Annotated in this window: 15 protein-coding genes; 8 read left to right on the forward strand and 7 right to left on the reverse strand. The window is 69.3% G+C overall.

The annotated features are described in order from the left end of the window. The first annotated feature begins 509 nt into the window (after positions 1-509). Complete coding sequence (locus tag ABZX79_RS35215) at positions 510-959, forward strand: PTS glucose transporter subunit IIA (protein ID WP_355267260.1); 450 nt, start codon at positions 510-512, stop codon at positions 957-959. 87 nt (positions 960-1,046) lie between these two features. Then, on the forward strand, positions 1,047-2,717 hold the full coding sequence (gene ptsP, locus ABZX79_RS35220; protein WP_355267262.1) for a phosphoenolpyruvate--protein phosphotransferase: 1,671 nt from the start codon (positions 1,047-1,049) through the stop codon (positions 2,715-2,717). Between the two features lie 66 nt (positions 2,718-2,783). On the opposite strand, the gene ABZX79_RS35225 is transcribed toward ptsP, so the two are convergent. Then, a complete protein-coding gene (locus ABZX79_RS35225) occupies positions 2,784-3,683 on the reverse strand; it encodes a hypothetical protein (RefSeq protein ID WP_355267265.1) in 900 nt (299 codons plus the stop codon). A gap of 77 nt (positions 3,684-3,760) precedes the next feature. Beyond that, positions 3,761-5,737 (reverse strand): acetoacetate--CoA ligase, encoded by a 1,977-nt coding sequence (locus ABZX79_RS35230; RefSeq protein ID WP_355267268.1) that lies wholly within the window; start codon positions 5,735-5,737, stop codon positions 3,761-3,763. Positions 5,738-5,953: 216 nt separating this feature from the next. Between ABZX79_RS35230 and ABZX79_RS35235 the strand changes: the two genes are divergently transcribed. Further along, a complete protein-coding gene (locus tag ABZX79_RS35235) occupies positions 5,954-8,263 on the forward strand; it encodes a glycoside hydrolase family 31 protein (RefSeq protein WP_355267271.1) in 2,310 nt (769 codons plus the stop codon). Between the two features lie 22 nt (positions 8,264-8,285). Here ABZX79_RS35235 and ABZX79_RS35240 read toward each other — a convergent pair whose 3' ends face one another. Beyond that, a complete protein-coding gene (locus ABZX79_RS35240) occupies positions 8,286-8,816 on the reverse strand; it encodes an NUDIX domain-containing protein (protein WP_355267274.1) in 531 nt (176 codons plus the stop codon). Positions 8,817-8,876: 60 nt separating this feature from the next. Between ABZX79_RS35240 and ABZX79_RS35245 the strand changes: the two genes are divergently transcribed. The 4 genes from ABZX79_RS35245 (at position 8,877) to glpK (ending at position 12,543) form a co-directional block, all read left to right on the forward strand. Then, positions 8,877-9,683, forward strand: coding sequence for a M15 family metallopeptidase (locus tag ABZX79_RS35245; protein WP_355267277.1), 807 nt, complete (start codon positions 8,877-8,879; stop codon positions 9,681-9,683). 43 nt (positions 9,684-9,726) lie between these two features. Then, positions 9,727-10,077 (forward strand): DUF962 domain-containing protein, encoded by a 351-nt coding sequence (locus ABZX79_RS35250; protein ID WP_355267280.1) that lies wholly within the window; start codon positions 9,727-9,729, stop codon positions 10,075-10,077. Between the two features lie 197 nt (positions 10,078-10,274). Then, positions 10,275-11,000: an MIP/aquaporin family protein gene (locus tag ABZX79_RS35255; protein WP_355267283.1), complete on the forward strand. Its 726-nt coding sequence runs from the start codon at positions 10,275-10,277 to the stop codon at positions 10,998-11,000. A gap of 19 nt (positions 11,001-11,019) precedes the next feature. Then, the gene (gene glpK, locus ABZX79_RS35260; protein ID WP_355267286.1) at positions 11,020-12,543 is read left to right on the forward strand and encodes a glycerol kinase GlpK; all 1,524 of its coding nucleotides are present in this window, start codon (positions 11,020-11,022) and stop codon (positions 12,541-12,543) included. Positions 12,544-12,633: 90 nt separating this feature from the next. Here the strand turns inward: glpK and ABZX79_RS35265 are convergent, their stop codons facing one another. From ABZX79_RS35265 to ABZX79_RS35280, 4 genes are read right to left on the reverse strand one after another with little or no spacing between them, the layout of a single operon-like run. After that, positions 12,634-13,242, reverse strand: a complete 609-nt coding sequence (locus ABZX79_RS35265; protein WP_355267289.1) for an ATP/GTP-binding protein — start codon at positions 13,240-13,242, stop codon at positions 12,634-12,636. After that, a complete protein-coding gene (locus ABZX79_RS35270; protein WP_093801939.1) occupies positions 13,223-13,621 on the reverse strand; it encodes a DUF742 domain-containing protein in 399 nt (132 codons plus the stop codon). The genes ABZX79_RS35265 and ABZX79_RS35270 overlap by 20 nt, the downstream gene beginning before the upstream one ends. 10 nt (positions 13,622-13,631) lie before the next feature. Further along, the gene (locus ABZX79_RS35275) at positions 13,632-14,072 is read right to left on the reverse strand and encodes a roadblock/LC7 domain-containing protein (RefSeq protein ID WP_355267293.1); all 441 of its coding nucleotides are present in this window, start codon (positions 14,070-14,072) and stop codon (positions 13,632-13,634) included. Then, positions 14,069-16,792 (reverse strand): nitrate- and nitrite sensing domain-containing protein, encoded by a 2,724-nt coding sequence (locus ABZX79_RS35280; RefSeq protein WP_355267296.1) that lies wholly within the window; start codon positions 16,790-16,792, stop codon positions 14,069-14,071. The genes ABZX79_RS35275 and ABZX79_RS35280 overlap by 4 nt, the downstream gene beginning before the upstream one ends. Positions 16,793-17,220: 428 nt before the next feature. Between ABZX79_RS35280 and ABZX79_RS35285 the strand changes: the two genes are divergently transcribed. Further along, a complete protein-coding gene (locus ABZX79_RS35285; protein ID WP_355267299.1) occupies positions 17,221-17,706 on the forward strand; it encodes a hypothetical protein in 486 nt (161 codons plus the stop codon). Positions 17,707-17,713: the final 7 nt, after the last annotated feature.

The raw sequence follows: 17,713 nt of genomic DNA on the forward strand, positions 1-17,713 counted from the left end.
TATCTGGCGTTGACTTTTGGCACGCTGTTGAGTTCTCAAGGAACGGACGCTTCCTTTGTACTCACCCTCGCGGGCTTTCCTCCGGGCTTTCGTTCAGTATTTCGTGTTTCCGACTCTATCAGACTCTTTCTGTCCGACTTCCTCGGTGCTTTCCAGGTCTTCGCTTTCGCGTTTCCCTTTCCGGCGATTCCGACTCTATCAGTGCTTTTCCGTCTCCCTGACCATCGTCCTGCGGACATGCAGAATTTCAGATTAGGGATAGGGTCTAGACCTGTCAGAAGCTACCGAGCCACGGACCCACAACGGGGTGGGTGCCGGTCTCAAGCAGGACTACGACACTACATCGCTCCGGCAGACGAGGCAAACCGTTGCCGGTGCACCCCTAGGTCCGCCAAGCGGCAGCTCTCGTGCGGAACCGGGACTTCTAGTGATTTACCCTACTGAAAAGTACGCCGTCCTCGACAGGTAGTGACGGCGGCACACGAACTCTCCACCCCTGGGAGGCCCCCATGACCAGCGTGACGTCCCCTCTTGCTGGACGCGCCATCGCACTGGCCGCAGTCCCTGACCCGGTGTTCTCCGGCGCGATGGTCGGTCCCGGCACCGCAATCGACCCCGTGCGTGAGCCGTCGGAGGCTGTCGCTCCCGTTGACGGTGTCATCGTCTCCCTGCACCCGCACGCGTATGTCGTCGTCGACGGCGACGGGCACGGAGTTCTGACGCACCTGGGCATCGACACCGTGCAGCTCAATGGTGAAGGCTTCGAGCTGCTCGTGAACAAGGGGGACACGGTGACGCGCGGCCAGGCGATCGTGCGGTGGAACCCGGCAGCCGTCGAAGAAGCCGGCAAGTCGCCGGTGTGCCCGATCGTGGCGCTCGAGGCCACGACCGACTCCCTCGGCGACGTCAGGGAGGACGGCGACGTGAAGCCCGGAGACGAGCTCTTCAGCTGGCAGTGACGCCGGCGCCGTAAGGGCGACCGCGGGTACGACATCCATCGCGGGGGGACTGGACAGGGTCTCGCCGCAACTATCGGAGACGGTGAAATGGAGACAACGCTGCGAGGCGTCGGCGTGAGCCACGGTGTGGCGATCGGCGAGGTTCGGCACATGGGCACGGCGGTTCTCGAGCCGCCGGCCAAGCAGATTCCCGCAGAGGAGGCGGAGCGCGAACAGGGGCGTGCCCGCCAGGCCGTGGAAGCTGTGGCAGCCGACCTGATTGCGCGCGGCAACCTGGCCGGCGGCGAGGCACAGCATGTGCTCGAGGCGCAGGCCATGATGGCGCAGGATCCCGAGCTCATGGCGGATGTGGACCGGCGCATTGCCGTCGGTAGCACGGCCGAGCGGGGGGTGTACGACGCTTTTGCCGCGTACCGGGCTCTGCTGGCCAATGCCGGCGAGTACCTGGCCGGTCGTGTCGCGGACCTGGATGACGTGCGGAATCGTATTGTCGCCCGTCTGCTGGGCGTGCCGATGCCGGGTGTGCCGGACAGTGACGAGCCCTATGTGCTGATCGCGCGGGATCTGGCTCCCGCCGACACGGCTCTGCTCGACCCCACGCTGGTTCTCGGCTTCGTAACCGAAGAGGGCGGGCCGACCAGCCACAGTGCGATTCTGGCGCGGGCCCTCGGTGTGCCCGCAGTGGTGGCTCTTCCAGGTGCCGGCGAGCTGGCCGAGGGCACGGTGATCGCGGTGGACGGCAGTACGGGCGAGATCTTTGTCGAGCCCACTGCGGACAAGCGTGCCGAGCTTGAGGCGGCTGCCGCCGCACGCAGGGCCGCGCTCTCGGCGTCGACGGGTCCCGGTGCGACGTCCGACGGTCACAAGGTGCCGCTGCTTGCCAACATCGGCGGTCCCGCCGATGTGCCGGCCGCGGTCGAGGCCGGTGCTGAGGGTGTCGGTCTGTTCCGTACGGAGTTCCTCTTCCTCGACGACAGCAAGCAGGCGCCGTCTGAGGAGAAGCAGGTCGAGGCCTACCGCAAGGTTCTGGAGGCGTTCCCCGAGGGCCGTGTGGTCGTTCGGGTGCTGGACGCGGGCGCGGACAAGCCGCTCGACTTCCTGACGCCGGCCGAGGAGCCGAACCCGGCGCTCGGTGTGCGGGGGCTGCGGTCGCTGCTCGAGCACCCGGATGTGCTGCGTACGCAGCTGACCGCGCTGGCCAAGGCCGTCAAGGGCCTGCCGGTGTACCTCGAGGTCATGGCTCCGATGGTCGCGGACCGTACGGACGCCAAGGCCTTCGCGGACGCGTGCCGTGCGGCCGGGCTGCAGGCGAAGTTCGGCGCGATGGTCGAGATTCCGTCCGCCGCACTGCGGGCGCGGTCGATTCTGCAGGAAGTCGAGTTCCTTTCACTGGGGACGAACGACCTGGCTCAGTACACGTTCGCCGCGGACCGGCAGGTCGGTGCGGTGTCGCGGCTCCAGGATCCGTGGCAGCCCGCGCTGCTGGACCTGGTGGCGGCGTCGGCCGACGCCGCCAAGGCCGAGGGCAAGAGCTGTGGCGTGTGTGGTGAGGCTGCGGCCGATCCGCTGCTCGCATGTGTGCTGACCGGCCTCGGTGTCACCTCTCTGTCGATGGGCGCGAAGGCGATTCCTTATGTCCGCGCGACGCTGGCGAAGCACACGCTCGCGCAGTGCGAGCGCGCTGCCGCGGCGGCGCGTGCCACGGACACCGCCGACGAGGCTCGGGCGGCCGCGCAGGCGGTGCTGTCCGGAGAGTAATTTCCGGACGGTTTTCGTGTGGACTCGAGGGGCTCCCGGCCGTGCGGCCGGGAGCCCCTCGAGCGTTCACTGGTGGATGTCGGGCTCTTCGATGTCGAAGCCCGGGCAGTACTCGACATCGGGCTCCGGGGATACGGGATCGCCGGTGTCCGCGTCCGTGCAGTAGGCGCTGAATACCTCGCCCGCGGTGAGTGCGACCAGGCGGCCCCGGTGGAGCCGCCAGCCGTGGAGCCGGTCCGGGGCTCCGGGCTCGGTGGTCCTCAGCACTACTCCCCCGGTGCTTTCCACGGCGATACCGGCTGCGAGGACCGTCACGAACTCGGCGCCTTCGGCCTCGGTCAGGCGGACCGGCTCGCTCGCGGTGCACTCCGCGTGGAGCACGGCGAGGAGTTGTTCCTCTTCGGCCGGGACGCTGCAGACGAGGTGGTGGCTGCCCTGGCCGGCCTGTTCGAGCAGGCGGGTGACGAGCCGCGATGCCCTGTCGAGAGCCTCGCGGCCGATGTCCTCGCCGCATTCGGCGCAGTTGCCGAGCCGGGCCAGGAGCAGGGTCGCGTACTCCCAAGTGGCCTGGCGGACCGCTTCGTTGATCAGCATGGGTACGAGGCTGTCGATGGGCTGGCCGGTGTACGGGACGCAGGCGCCGCAGGCCGCGACTTCCGCGGTGAAGCGGGTGCGGCTCTCCGCCGTGTCCGGGTCGATTCCGGTGGTGCGGCAGAACTCCAGGAAGTCTTCGGGATCGAAGAGCGCGACGGTGGTGTGCACGCCCTGGGCCGCGAGGGCCCGGAGCAGCCCGTCGACCTCCTGGAGGTAGGCCGTGTGGTCGTCGAAGGCGAAGGTGCCGTAGCCCGTCATGGAGGCGAAGTCGTGCTCGTCGGCCAGCAGGCCTACGGTGCTGGGTACTTCGCGGCGGAGCGTACGGCGCATGGCCTTGTTCTTGTGGTGCTTCGTGGACTTGGTGCGCGCCATGATTCCCCCTGAGCGCAGTCGGTCATTGCTCACTCAACGTAACCGACTGCACTGACAACGCACTCAGCGTGCGCGCCTCAGCGACGGGTGCGGGCCAGGGACTCGTAGAAGCTCAGGAGGTCGAGGTTGTCGACCGAGCCCGGGTTGACCGCCTTGGGGAGGGGGGTTCCCTGGAGGAGTCGCTTTACGGGCACCTCGATGCGCTTGCCGGTGAGGGTGTGCGGGATGCCGGGGACCTCGATGATCTCGTCGGGGACGTGCCGCGGCGAGAGCTCGGTGCGGATGGCCTGCTTGATGCGGGTGCGCAGGGCGTCGTCGAGGGTGGCGCCCTCGGCGAGGTGGACGAAGAGCGGCATCCAGTATCCGCCGTCGGGCTCTTCGAGACCGATGACGAGGGACTCCCTGATCTCGGGAAGGCGCTCGACCACCTCATAGATGTCGGCTGAGCCCATCCGGACGCCCTGGCGGTTGAGGGTGGAGTCGGAGCGGCCGTGGATGATCACCGAGCCGTGGTCGGTGATGGTGATCCAGTCGCCGTGCCGCCATACGCCGGGGTAGGTGTCGAAGTAGCTGTCGTGGTAGCGGCTGCCGTCGGGGTCGTTCCAGAAGTGGACCGGCATGGACGGCATGGGGTTGGTGACGACCAGTTCACCCACCTCGTTGGTGAGCGGCTTGCCCTGGGGGTCCCACGCCTGGAGGTCGGTGCCGAGGCAGGCGGCCTGGAGCTCTCCGATGTGGACGGGGAGGGTCGGGACCGCGCCGGCGAAGCAGCTGCAGACGTCCGTGCCGCCGCTGACGGATGCGATCCAGAGATCAGAGGTGACCTCGTCGTGGAGCCAGCGGAAGCCGTCGGGCGGGAGGGGGGATCCGGTGGTGGCTACGCATGTGATGCGGGAGAGGTCGTAGTCGCGGGCGGGGTGGACCTCCGCCTTGGCGCAGGCCATGACGTACGCGGCCGAGGTTCCGAAGAGGGTGGCCCCGGTGAGTTCGGCGACGCGCCACTGGGCGCCGGTCTCGGGATAGCCGGGGCTTCCGTCGTACAGGACGACTGTGGTGCCTGTGAGGAGGCCGGAGACAAGGAAGTTCCACATCATCCAGCCGGTGGAGGTGTACCAGAAGAAGCGGTCCTCGGGGCCGAGGTCGCAGTGGAGGCCGATCTGCTTGAAGTGCTCCAGGAGGATGCCGCCCTGGGACTGCACGATGGCCTTGGGGAGGCCGGTCGTACCGGAGGAGTACAGGACCCACAAGGGGTGCTCGAAGGGGACCTGCTCGAAGACCGGTTCCGTGTCCGCGGAGGTGAGGGCGGACCATTCGACGGCGCCTTCGGGGGCCTCGGTGCCGAGGAGCGGGATGTGGACCACGGCGCGAAGGGTGGGCAGCTCGCGGCGGAGCTCGGCGACGGTGTCCCTGCGGTTGTGTTCCTTGCCGCCGTAGCGGTAACCGTCGACGGCGAACAGGACGACGGGCTCGACCTGCTGGAAGCGGTCGAGGACGCTGCGGGCGCCGAAGTCGGGGGCGCAGGAGGTCCACACTCCGCCGACGGCGGCGGTGGCGAGCAGGGCGATGGTGGCCTGGGGGATGTTGGGGAGGTAGCCGCTGACGCGGTCTCCGGGGCGTACGCCGAGGGCGCGCAGTTCGGCGGCGAGGGAGCCCACCTGGCGGCGCAGTTGGGACCAGGTGACCGGGGTGGGCTGGTGGGTCTCGTCGACGTGGAGCAGGGCCGGGTCGTCCGCGCGGGACGGGTCTTCGGCCGTTCGCAGGGCGTGTTCGGCGTAGTTCAGGGTGGCTCCCGGGAACCACTGGGCGCCCGGCATGGAACGGTCGGAGAGGACCGTTTCGTACGGGGTGGAGAAGCGCACGTCGAACCAGTCGGCGACAGCCTTCCAGAAGGTGTCGAGTTCGTCGACCGACCAGCGGTGCAGCGCCGCGTACCCGCCCTCGGCGGGTGCTCCGTACCGCTCGGCCGCCCAGCTCTGGAAGCGGGTGACAGTGGCGGCGGCGATGCGGTCCGCGTCCGGCTGCCAGAGGGGCGCGGTGTTCGCTGCTGAGGACATGGGGCGGCTCCCGGGCTGTACGCGTGGTGTGCGTGTGTCGCGCGCACGTGCGAAGGGTGTGCGCACGAGGCGGCTGACAGGGACGATGCCACGTGATCGTCCCGCACACCAGGGCGGGCCCCCCACAGTCGGGTATCCGGTCATGTGCGCACACCACGGGTGAACGGAAGTTGAACGGCCCCCGTGCGTGTCCGGCCGGGTGGCAGGGTGAGCCGCATGGACGGTCGTGACCTGGTGCGCTCGGTGAAACTGGTCGGTACGGTGCAGGGACTGCGCTTCGCGCGTTCCGCGTGGCGGCGGCGTCGTACGGATGCCTGGGGGCTGCGGCAGCGGGGGCCGGAGCGGGCCAGGGTGCCCGGTGCGGTGACGGGCGCGGAGCCACAGCCGGGCGGCGGGGTGATGCGCTTCGCCCGTTCCGAGCTGCGGGTGATGGTGGCGGCGGGAGGGGCGGTGTTCTGGGGCTGGGACGGCGCGAGTCCGGAGCCCTCGTACGCGCTCGTCGGTGCGTACCCCGAGCCCGATCCCAGGGCGGAGCTGGAGCCGGACAAGGACGGCGGCTGGCAGGTGGTGTCGGAGCGGCTCACGGTCGCCGTTTCGCGGCACGGCGGTGTCGAGGTCCGTACGCCGGGCGGCGTGGTGCTCCGCCGGGATGTGCCGCCGCGCTGGTGGGAGCCGGTCGCGGGAGGGCGTGCGCGCTGGCTGCAGCGCAGTGAGGTGCCGGCGGACGCGCGGTTCTTCGGTCTGGGCGGGCGGTCTTCGGGGTTCCGGCTGCGGAGCGGAACGTACCCCTTGTGGAACAGCGATCCCGGCGGGAGCTTCTCGGGGGGCGACGAGCCGCTCTCCGTCACCATGCCGGTGCAGCTGGTCGTGTCGGACGCCGGCACACATCTCGTCTTCCACGACAACACGTGGGAGGGGCGGGTGACGGTGCGGGAGGGCGAGGAGGGGGCCGGGTCGGGCCATGACCGACCTGGCCTGAGTGAGCTGCGCATGGATGGCGGGCCGCTGCGGTGCTGGGTCGTGGCCGGGACGCCGACGCGTGTGCTGCGGGGCTGGACCGCGCTCACGGGTGCGCCCGCGCTTCCTCCGTCCTGGGCGCTCGGGCCCCAGCACGCGCGGCGGGGGCCCGGCAGCGAAGGGGAGGTGCGGCAGGTCGTCGCCGGCTATGAGGAGCGGGGGCTGCCCCTGTCCGCGTTGCATCTGGACATGGGCGGCCGCGAGGGGTTTCCGGGACTGCCCCGGGTTGCCACGGATCTGAGGGAGTCGGGGGTGCGGCTGGTTTCGGTCCTCGGTCCCGCCGTCAGGGCTGAGCCCGGGAACGCGCTGTACGAGAGCGGAACGGCCGTGGGGGCGTTCGTACGGGACGTACAGGGGAACGAGGTGCGCGGAGCTCTCCGGTCCGGGGAGAGCGTGTATCCGGACTTCACCGATCCCGGTGCGCGGGCCTGGTGGGGAGCGCTGTACAAAGAACGTCTCGCTCAGGGCTTCTCCGGGGTCTGGCACGAAGTGAACGAGCCTGCGGCCTTCGCTCCCTTCGGTGAGGCGACATTGCCGCGCTCCGCACGGCACGACCTGGAGGGCCGCGGTGGCGATCACCGGGAGGCGCGCAATGTCTACGGCTTGGGGATGGCGCGTTCCGGTTTCGAGGGGCTGCAAAAGGCGCGTTCCCGGGAACGGCCGTTTCTGTTCTCGTGTTCCGGCTGGGCCGGCGTGCAGAGGTACGGCGGCACTTGTTCCGGGGGTGTGCCGGCAGGCTGGCCGGGGCTGCGTGCCTCGCTCTCTCTGGTGCTCGGTCTCGGGTTGTGCGGGGTGCCGTACTCGGGAACCGATGTCGGAGGCTTCCGCGGCACGCTCTCGCCTGAGCTGTATCTGCGCTGGTTTCAATTGGGCGCCCACCTGCCGCTGTTCCGGACGCGGGGAGCTGTCACCACGGGCCCGAGGGAGCCGTGGGAGTTCGGCCCGCAGGTGCTCGCACACGCGAGGGCGGCACTCGCCGAACGTGAACGGCTGCGGCCGTATTTCGTGACGCTGTCCCATCTGGCCCGCCTCACCGGTGCGCCTTATGTACGTCCCGTGTGGTGGGGTGCGCCTGAGGACCGGGCGCTGAGGGACTGCGAGGACGCTTTCCTGCTCGGAGACTGTCTGTTGGTCGCTCCCGTACTGGAGCGCGGCGCGGACCGCAGAGCGGTGCGTCTGCCGCGCGGACGGTGGTACGACACGGCGACCGGCGAAGCGTACGAAGGCCCAGGACAGGTGCTGCTTGAGGCACCCCTGTCGCGTATCCCTGTGCTGGCTCGGGCCGGCGCCGTGATTCCTGTCCGCGGTGACGACGGTGGGCAGGCGCTCGAGGTGTGGGCGCCGGCTGCCGGGCGCAGCGGAGGAGGGCTCGTCGTGAGGGATGCGGGTGACGGCTGGGAGAGGGCCGAGATCGAGCGGTTCACTACGCGGGTGAGCGGTGGCCGGGTACTCGTGGAGCGTGAGGGCGGCGGGCAGGTCGGGCTCCCGGTGCGGGTGCTGGGCGGCTAGTCGACGTACCGGGGAACGCTCGTTACGTGTGGCTGTAACTTCCCGAGAACCATCGGCGTACCGCTTCGGTGTGGAGGGGGAAAGCCAGCTCGGCGGGGTCTCGCAGGAGGTGCCAGCCGGTCGTTTCGGTGGTGGGGGCGGACGGCGGGAGGCCGGCGGCGGCGCGTTCGGGCAGCAGGCCGAAGAGGAGAAGGTGTCCGGCCGGGGAACTGAGCGCGTCGGCGAGGCGTACCTGTCCCGCCGCGGCTTCGATGCCTGTCTCTTCGCTCAGTTCGCGTACGACCGCGTGCTGCCAGTCTTCGCCGTGGTCGATGAAGCCGCCGGGTAGCGCGATTTTACCGAGCCGCGGTTCGATGGCGCGAGTGATGACGACGAGTCCGCCGCCCTGTGCGTCGCGTACGGGCAGCAGGGCCACGGCGACGGGCAGCGGATTTCGATAGGCCGTGTCACCGCAGACGGGGCAGGTGCGGGGCCAGTCACCGGCGGGCCGGTACGGCGCTCCGCAGCTGGAGCAGTGGGAGTCCTTGACGGGCTTCTTCGAGGGTGCGGACACGCGCGGACTGTATCCGATCACCCTTCCCTCACGCGGCGTTGACCTGATAGACGGAGGACCATGACACGACTTGCCTCCGCAGTGCGCGCCCTTGCCACCACCGCCGTCACCCTGCTCGCCGTCACAGCGGCCTCGCCCACGGCGCAGGCGAAGCCAGAGCCCAAGGCCCCGAGGGAGTTCGTGTCCCTGCGGTCCGTCGACCCGACGATCATTCAGGAGATGCGCTACACCACCGCGCACAATTTCGTGGGCGTACCGGTGGACGGCTATCGCCAGCCACTCTGCATTCTCACCAGGCCCGCGGCGAACGCCCTGCACGAAGCTCAGACGAAGCTGCTGCGGCGCGGCTATTCGCTCAAGGTGTACGACTGCTACCGGCCGCAGCGGGCCGTCGACCACTTCGTACGGTGGGCGAAGGATCTCGACGACGAGGCGATGAAGGCGGAGTTCTATCCTCATGTCGACAAGTCCGCTCTGTTCGCGGACGGTTACATCGCGGAGAAGTCCGGGCACAGCAGGGGCAGCACCGTTGACCTGACGATCGTGAAGCTTCCCGCAAACGCCACGAGGCCGTACGTCCCCGGAGAACGGCTCGTATCCTGCTACGCGCCCAAGGAAGAGCGCTTCCCTGACAATTCAGTCGACATGGGGACCGGTTATGACTGCTTCGACACGCTGTCCCACACGGAAGACCCGCGCATCCAGGGCGCCCAGCGCGCCAACAGGCAGCTACTGAAGGGACTGCTCGGTGAGCTCGGTTTCGTGAATCTCGCTGAGGAGTGGTGGCACTTCACGTACAAGCCGGAGCCCTTCCCGAACACCTACTTCGACTTCCCCGTCGCCCGCCGGTCGGTCGCCGGGCACTGACGCGGCCGTATCCGGTTCTCCGCCGAGCCATTACCGTGCGCGTATGGAGCAGCGGACTTTCGACTCGTACGAAGAATTCTGGCCCTACTACGTCGCCATGCACTCCAGGGCCGCGACCCGGTGGGTGCATCTCACGGGAACTCTCACCGGACTCGCGGTCAGCGTCTACGGTCTGGCCCGCGGCCGCAAGCGGTACGCCGCCGCGCTGCCGCTCATCGGGTACGGCGCCGCCTGGCCTGCGCATTTCCTGATCGAGAAGAACAACCCGGCCACGTTCGGGCACCCTGCCTGGTCGCTGCGCGGCGACGTACAGATGATCGGGATGATGCTCGCCGGGCGCGACCGGGAGCTCGCGGAGACCGCCGCGAAGTGGCTCGCGGAGAACAACCGCTGACCCCGGTTCCTACCGTGGTGCTCCCGGCCAGCGGTTGCTGTCCATGACCTTGACGCTCCCTCACCACCGGTGAACCATGCTCGTCACGTACGCCGGGCGGGGAGCTGGGACCCTCACTCCGGCTCAGCAGCCATGGGAAACGCACTGCGCACTTCAGAACCGGGGCTGCGGCCCCGGGCGAGGGCCTAGGAGCCGCCATGAGCAACGGGGACATCTTTGCCGGTGAGGTCATCGGCACCGCGATCCTGATTCTCTTCGGCGCCGGTGTGTGCGCCGCGGTCACGCTCAACCACTCGAAGGCGAAGGCCTCGGGGTGGATCGTCATCTCCTTCGGATGGGGCATGGCCGTGCTGGCCGGGGCCTACACCGCCGCCCCGCTGTCGGGCGGGCATCTCAATCCGGCGGTGACCGTGGGCATCGCCGTCGACACCGGCGCGTGGGGCAAGGTCTGGATCTACGTACTCGGGCAGATGATTGGCGCGATGCTCGGGGCCGTTCTCGCGTATCTCGTGTACTACGCCCAGTTCGCGGCCAACAGAGACAAGGAAACGGCGCTGCCGACGCTGGGGATCTTCTCCACCATTCCGGAAATCCGCAGCCCTGTCGCCAATCTCCTCACCGAGATCATCGCGACGGTCGGACTGGTGCTGCCCGTCCTGGCGTTCGGGATGACCAAGGGACTCGGCGAGTCCGGCACCCAGGTACTGATCGTGGCCCTCCTGGTCGTCGGTATCGGTCTCTCCCTCGGCGGCCCCACGGGGTACGCGATCAATCCGGCCCGCGACCTGGGGCCGCGCATCATCCACGCGGCACTGCCGATCCCGAACAAGGGGACGTCCGACTGGGGTTACGCCTGGGTGCCGGTGGCGGGACCGCTGATCGGCGGGGCCCTGTCGGGCCTGATCTACAACGCAGCCTTCTGAACGCAGACGAGGGGACGTCATGACGGAACAAGCCGAGAAGTACGTAGCCGCCATCGACCAGGGCACCACCTCCAGCCGCTGCATCATCTTCGATCACTCCGGGGCGATCGTCTCCGTCGACCAGCGTGAGCACCGCCAGATCTTCCCCAAGCCCGGGTGGGTCGAGCACGACGCGACCGAGATCTGGTCCAAGGTGCAGGCGGTGGTCGCGGGCGCGCTCGCCAAGGCCGGTCTGCGCGCCGGGCAGCTCAGCGCTCTGGGCATCACCAACCAGCGCGAGACGACGGTGCTGTGGGACCGGGCGACGGGCAAGCCGGTGCACAACGCGATCGTCTGGCAGGACACGCGTACCGCCGGCCTCTGCAACGAGCTGGGCGGGGCGGACGGCCAGGACCGGTTCAGGGAAGCGACCGGTCTGCCGCTCGCCAGCTACTTCTCCGGCCCGAAGGTGGCGTGGCTGCTCGACAACGTTCCCGGGTTGCGCACGCGCGCGGAGCGGGGTCAGATCGCCTTCGGGACCATCGACTCGTGGCTGATCTGGAACCTCACCGGCGGCACGGAGGGCGGCGTACACGTCACGGATGTGACGAACGCGGGGCGCACCATGCTGATGGACCTGCGAACGCTCCAGTGGGACCCGGCGATCCTGTCCGCGATGAATGTCCCCGAGGCCGTGCTGCCGGAGATCAGGTCGTCGGCCGAGGTGTACGGGACGGCCGTCGGGCAGCTCTCGGGTGTGCCCGTGGCCTCAGCGCTGGGCGACCAGCAGGCCGCTGTGTTCGGGCAGGCCTGTTACGACGTGGGCACCGCGAAGAACACGTACGGGACGGGCAGTTTCCTGCTGCTCAACACCGGTAGTCGGCCGGTTCCTTCGAAGAACGGGCTGCTGACCACCATGGGGTACAAGATCGGCGGGGAGGCGCCGGTCTACTGCCTGGAGGGGTCGATCGCGATCACGGGGGCGCTGGTCCAGTGGTTCAGGGACCAGCTGGGGATCATCCGTTCCGCGGACGAGATCGAGACGCTCGCGGGAAGCGTCGACGACAACGGCGGGGCGTACGTCGTGCCGGCCTTCTCCGGTCTCTACGCGCCCTACTGGCGCGCCGACGCCCGCGGTGTGATCACGGGTCTCACCAGGTACGTCACCAAGGCGCATCTGGCGCGAGCTGTGCTGGAGGCGACCAGCTGGCAGACCAGGGAGGTCGTCGACGCGATGTTCCAGGACTCGGGCGTGGCCATCACCACGCTCAAGGTGGACGGTGGCATGACCAAGAACAACCTGCTGATGCAGCACCAGGCGGACGTGCTCGGGGTTCCGGTCGTGCGACCGAGGATCTCCGAGACGACCTGCCTGGGCGCGGCGTACGCCGCCGGGCTGGCGACCGGCGTGTGGTCGGACCTGGACGAGCTGAAGTCGCACTGGCAGCGGGACGTCGAGTGGACACCGCGGATGGCGGAGCGGGAACGCGACCGGGAGTACCACAACTGGCGCAAGGCCGTGGAGCGGAGCTTCGGCTGGGAGGAAGAAGGCGGCGAGGGCTGAGCGAGCCGCGCCGGACCCTGTGACCGCGGCCCGTACCCCTGTCGGTGGGGGTACGGGCCGCTCGGGGCGCGTCGTGCGGGCCGCCGAAGGTCAGGTGGCCGCCGCCGTCCGGCGCCGGTCCGCCGAGCGGGCCAGTGCGTGCTCGACGACCGCTATGAGCACTCCCTTGACGGTCTCGCGGTCCCGCGCGTCGCACAGCAACAAGGGGACGCCCTCGTCGAGGTCGAGTGCCGCACGCACCGTCTCCGGCGGATAACGGTCGGCCCCTTCGAAGCAGTTGACGGCCACGGCGAAGGGGATGCCCCGGCGCTCAAAGTAGTCGATGCCGGCGAAGCAGTCCTCCAGGCGGCGGGTATCGGCGAGCACGACCGCTCCGAGTGCCCCCTGTGCCAGCTCGTCCCACAGGAACCAGAACCGGTCCTGGCCGGGCGTACCGAAGAGGTAGAGCACCAGGTCCTCGCGGAGCGTGATCCGCCCGAAGTCCATGGCCACGGTGGTGGTGTTCTTGCTCTCGACGCCGTCGGTGTCGTCGACGGGGCGGCCCGCCTCGGTGAGCACCTCCTCGGTGCGCAGCGGTCTGATCTCGCTGACCGCGCCCACCAGGGTGGTCTTGCCCACCCCGAAGCCACCCGCGACGAGGATTTTGAGCGTCACCGGTTCGATCGGTCGCTTCTTGTGGCTAGAGCGCCCGAAGACCATTGATTACCTCGCGAAGGATGCTCTCGTCCGGCAGCTCGGCCGGAGGTACGGGTCGGGTCACGTGTACCAGCTCGTCTTCGACGAGGTCGCCGACGAGCACTCTGACCACTCCTACGGGGAGGTCGAGGCCCGCCGCGAGCTCGGCGATCGACTGCGGCGTCTCACTGCAGAGTTCGACAATCTCGACGTGCTCGGGAGCGAGCGTCTGGTCGCGCCCGGGATCGTCGGCCGCGGGTTCGGGGACGACCAGCGCGATCAGGTCGAGCCGATGCCGGCTCGCGCTGCTCGTACGGCCACGCGTCATCGCGTACGGGCGTACTACGGGGCCCGCGTCGTCGTCGAACCAGTGCGGCGAGCCCTGCTGACCTGCTTCGCTCATGTCAGCCCACTCACCCTCCGGCGGGCAGACCGGAACGTGGCGCGGTCGTCAGGTGGACGCCGACCCGCTTGACCATCAGCGTCATCTCGTACGCCACCTGTCCAACATCGGAGTCGGAGTCCGACAGCACGGCGAGGCAGCTGCCGTCGCCCGCCGCGGTGACGAACAGGAAGGCGTCGTCCAGCTCCACGACGGTCTGCCGGACGCTGCCCGCGTCGAAGTGGCGGCCGACACCCTTGGCGAGACTGTGGAAGCCCGAGGCGACGGCGGCGAGGTGTTCGCCGTCCTCGCGCGTCAGGCCCTTGGACGTGCCGGTGGCAAGCCCGTCGCTGGAGAGCACCACGGCCTTGCGGATGCTGCCGACGCGGTCGACGAGCTCGTCGAGGAGCCAGTTGAGCTCCCCCGAGCCGCGGCCGGTGGTGTCGTGTGCTGTGGCCTTCGGTGCGGTCATCGACCGTCCCTCTCTGATCTGGTTCCTGGTGCTGTTCCGCCGGGGCCGGGCTCGTCCTCGGCGTTCTGCCGGCGGCCGCGTTGCCAGCCGCGTTGGAGCGAAGCCATCCGGCTGCGTACTTCCGCCGCCTCGCGCTCGGCCTCCTGCTCGGTGGCCGGTGCGTCGTTCGCGGGTTCGGTACGGGCGGTGGCGGCCTCGCGCAATTGCGGCGCGAGATTGGCCTGGCGGACGCGGCGGGGCAGTCCGCCCAGCGGGAGACCGGAAGCCTCGTCCGCCGGTGCGGTTTCCCGTGCGGGTGGTGTGTGGGGTGCGGTGCGTGCTGCTTCGGAGCGTGCTGCGGGTTGTTCGGTGGGGGTGTGGCCGCGGCCGCTGACACGGCGGCCGTTGTCGGCGACCAGAGTCGGCGTGGTGCGGCGGGGCAGCGGAAGAGGGGAAACGGGCGCACCGGGGCGCACGCTCTCGCCGTTCCCGGGAACGTGGTCGGACACCTGCTGGTGTTGCTCACCGGCTGCTTCACGGGCTCGCTCGCGGGAGCGTTCCCGCGAACGCTCGCGGGCCTGGAACAGTCCGCCGCGCACGCTCTCTGTGTCGGCGATGTCGGCGCTGTCTGTGAAGCCGCCGAGCGAGGTCTCCTCCAGGCCCAATGCGCCCAGTGGCGGTTCGAGTTCGACAGGCCCGTCCAGGACCGCCTGTGCGGCAAGTTCGGCGGGCAGGCGTGAGAGTGTCGTCAGGGACTTGCGGCGCCTGCTCTCCCCCGCCTCTCCTGTGCCTCCCGCACCGGCGGAATGCTTACGGTCGAGCCGGAAGCCGGTGCCGTTCGTTTCGGGTGCGTCCGTGAGAAGGGCGGCCGGAATGAAGACGACCGCGGTGGTTCCGCCGTACGGCGACTGCTGGAGCGAGACGCGGACGTTCTGTCGCTGGGCGAGCCGGCTGACCACGAAAAGACCCAGCCGGTCGGTGTCCGAGAGCTCGAATTCGGGTGTCTCCGCGAGCCGCAGGTTGGCGTCGAGGAGGGCTTCGGGCGTCATGCCGAGGCCACGGTCGTGGATTTCGAGGGTGAAGCCGTTGGCGACCCGCTCGCCGTGCACCTGAACAGCGGTGTGCGGGGGTGAGAACACCGTGGCGTTCTCGAGGAGTTCGGCGATCAGGTGGGTGACGTCGGCGACCGCCGGGCCGCCGACCCCGATGCGCGCCAGGCGTCGTACCTCGATGCGCTCGTAGTCCTCGACCTCCGCGACGGCTGCCCGTACGACATCCATGAGCTGTACGGGCTTGCGCCACTGCCGGGACGGGGCCGCGCCCGAGAGGATGACGAGGCCCTCCGCGTGGCGGCGCATACGGGTGGTGAGGTGGTCGAGACGGAAGAGGTCCGCCAGCTCGTCGGTGTCCTCGGTACGGCGTTCCATGGTGTCGAGGAGCGTCAGCTGGCGGTGGAGCAGGACCTGATTGCGACGGGCCAGGTTGACGAAGACCTCGGAGACGCCGCGGCGCATGTCAGCCTGCTTCACGGCGGATTCGACGGCGGCACGCTGAAGGGTGCTCAGGGCCTGGCCGACCTGGCCGACCTCGTCCCTGTCGTACTCCAGCCGCGGAGCCTCGGTCTCCACGTCGACCTCCTCGCCCGCGGCGAGCCTGCGCATGACGCTGGGCAGCCGGACGCCGGAGATTTCGTGGGCTTCCTTGCGGAGCCGGGTGAGGTCGCGGATGAGGCTGCGGCCGATGCGCACGGAGAGGATCAGCGACACGATCAGGGCGAGGAAGCCCAGTACGCCGGCGGCGGCCGCCTTGATGAGGACGCCGAAGGCGACGGGCCCGACGCGGTCCCGGTAACGGTCGCCGGCCTCCTTGCCCTCGCGGGCGAGATGGTCGAGGACGCCGGTCGCGGCCTCGTTCCAGCTCTTGGCGGTGACGGCGCGCGGGCTCTGGGTGGCGCCCGCGGTGATGAGACGTTCCTCCGCGGTACGCAGGGACTGGGTGGCCGGGCTGTCCCAGTAGGCCGCGAAGGTGTCGCGCTCTGTGGCGGGGAGGAGTTCGAGGTTGACGTCGTACAGCAGCTCGCGGTTCGCGGCCAGGGCCGAGACCTCGCGCAGCTCGGGCGCGGTGAACTGGCCGGCGACGAGGCCGGACGCGACGAGCGCGTCCTCGCGGGAGAGCGCCTCGCGCGCGCGGGTGATGCCGACCAGAGCGCGCCCCTGCTTGTCCATCTCCACGTCTTCGAGGGCGTGGAGGGTCATGAGGAAGGAGTAGCAGGGGTCGACGAGCCGGTTGTACTGGTCGAGGGCCTGGCGCCGGGTGACGGTGCTGTTCTCGACCGAGCGACGCAGGGGTTCGATGCCTTCGAACGCTTCGAGGAGTGAGGCCAGGCGCTTCGCCGCCGGGGGGCGCAGGTCGTCACGTACGCCGGGGTCCTGGGCGCGTGCCTTGATCTTCGCGACGGCGTCGTCGGTGGCCGCGCGCTCGCGGCGGAGGGTGGTGAGGGCGTCGGAGGCGCGCGGGTCCGCGAGATAGATCAGCGTCTGGCGGCGCTCCTGCTGGATGTCCCTGACCGTGGCCTCGATGGGATAGCCCATCTGCTCGACGATGTAGGCGACGTCCAGCAGCTGGTTGGCCTCACGGCCGGTGAGCACGGTGGCGAATCCCCACAGCGAGGTGAGGGACACGAGCGGCACCAGCAGCAACGCCACGATCTTCCTGCGGATGGACTTCCCGCGAAAGCGCATGGCCTCCCCCAGCTCGACCTCCGCCGGGCGGAGGTGGTGTTCCGTCAATAAACGGCGTGAGCCTACTACTGTCCCTCGCGCAACTCGAAGGCACGTCCGGGCGATTTTCAGCCGTACTGAGGTGTGTTGATCATGAGTTGTCATGGAATTCCAGGAGTTGGCGGGGCGCCAATGTGGCAAAGGACACCTGTGTGTACGCCCGTTGCCCTTTCGGGGCGGATGGCTGGAATTCTTCGTTCCGCGGGAATCTTCGGGGCTGGCCATTCGTCCTGCTGTACGGGGGAGCGGATCGGGTGAGGCCGTACACGTCACATTCGGCCCGCCGGGAACGGCGTAAAGGGGCGCAAGGCGGGCACCCACTCGTGAAGGCGGAGGTTCCGCGCCCGAGTTGAGGGGCACGCCAGGCGGCGGTGGGGAGTGAAGGTCTGATGGACACGGAAGAGCGCCGTACGGTGTCGGCCGCGGCGCCCGTAGCGTTCGAAATCGCCGAGGAGCCACGGGAGTTCGAGGCGGCCGGGGCTCAGCGGCAGTTGTGGGTGGAGGAGCCCGCGGTACGGCCACGGTTGCCCGATCCGGTCCGTACCGCAGCCGTCCGCGCCGTCATCATCACTTCGCTGACCATGATTCAGGCGATGGTGGCCTACCTGTGCACCCTCGCGGGATCCTGGCTGGCCTTCCCGATGGTGCTGAGCAGCGTGGGCAGCACGGTGGTCGCCACCTGGGGTGTGCTGGACGTGTGGGTCACCCGCCAGGTGTGGAACCAGCGCAACGGCGTGGTGTCCGTCCCGAGCAGTACGGCGCGCCAACTGCGCCGCGAGCGGCGCAATGCGCGGCGGGCGGCCCGCAGGTCCGCCCGTATACGGCAACGGGAGGAAGGGGCCCGGCGGGGTACGGGCCGGCTCTCCCAGGCCTGAGGCTCCA

The sequence above is a fragment of the Streptomyces sp. NPDC002994 genome (assembly GCF_040611155.1).
Classification (GTDB): Bacteria; Actinomycetota; Actinomycetes; order Streptomycetales; family Streptomycetaceae; genus Streptomyces.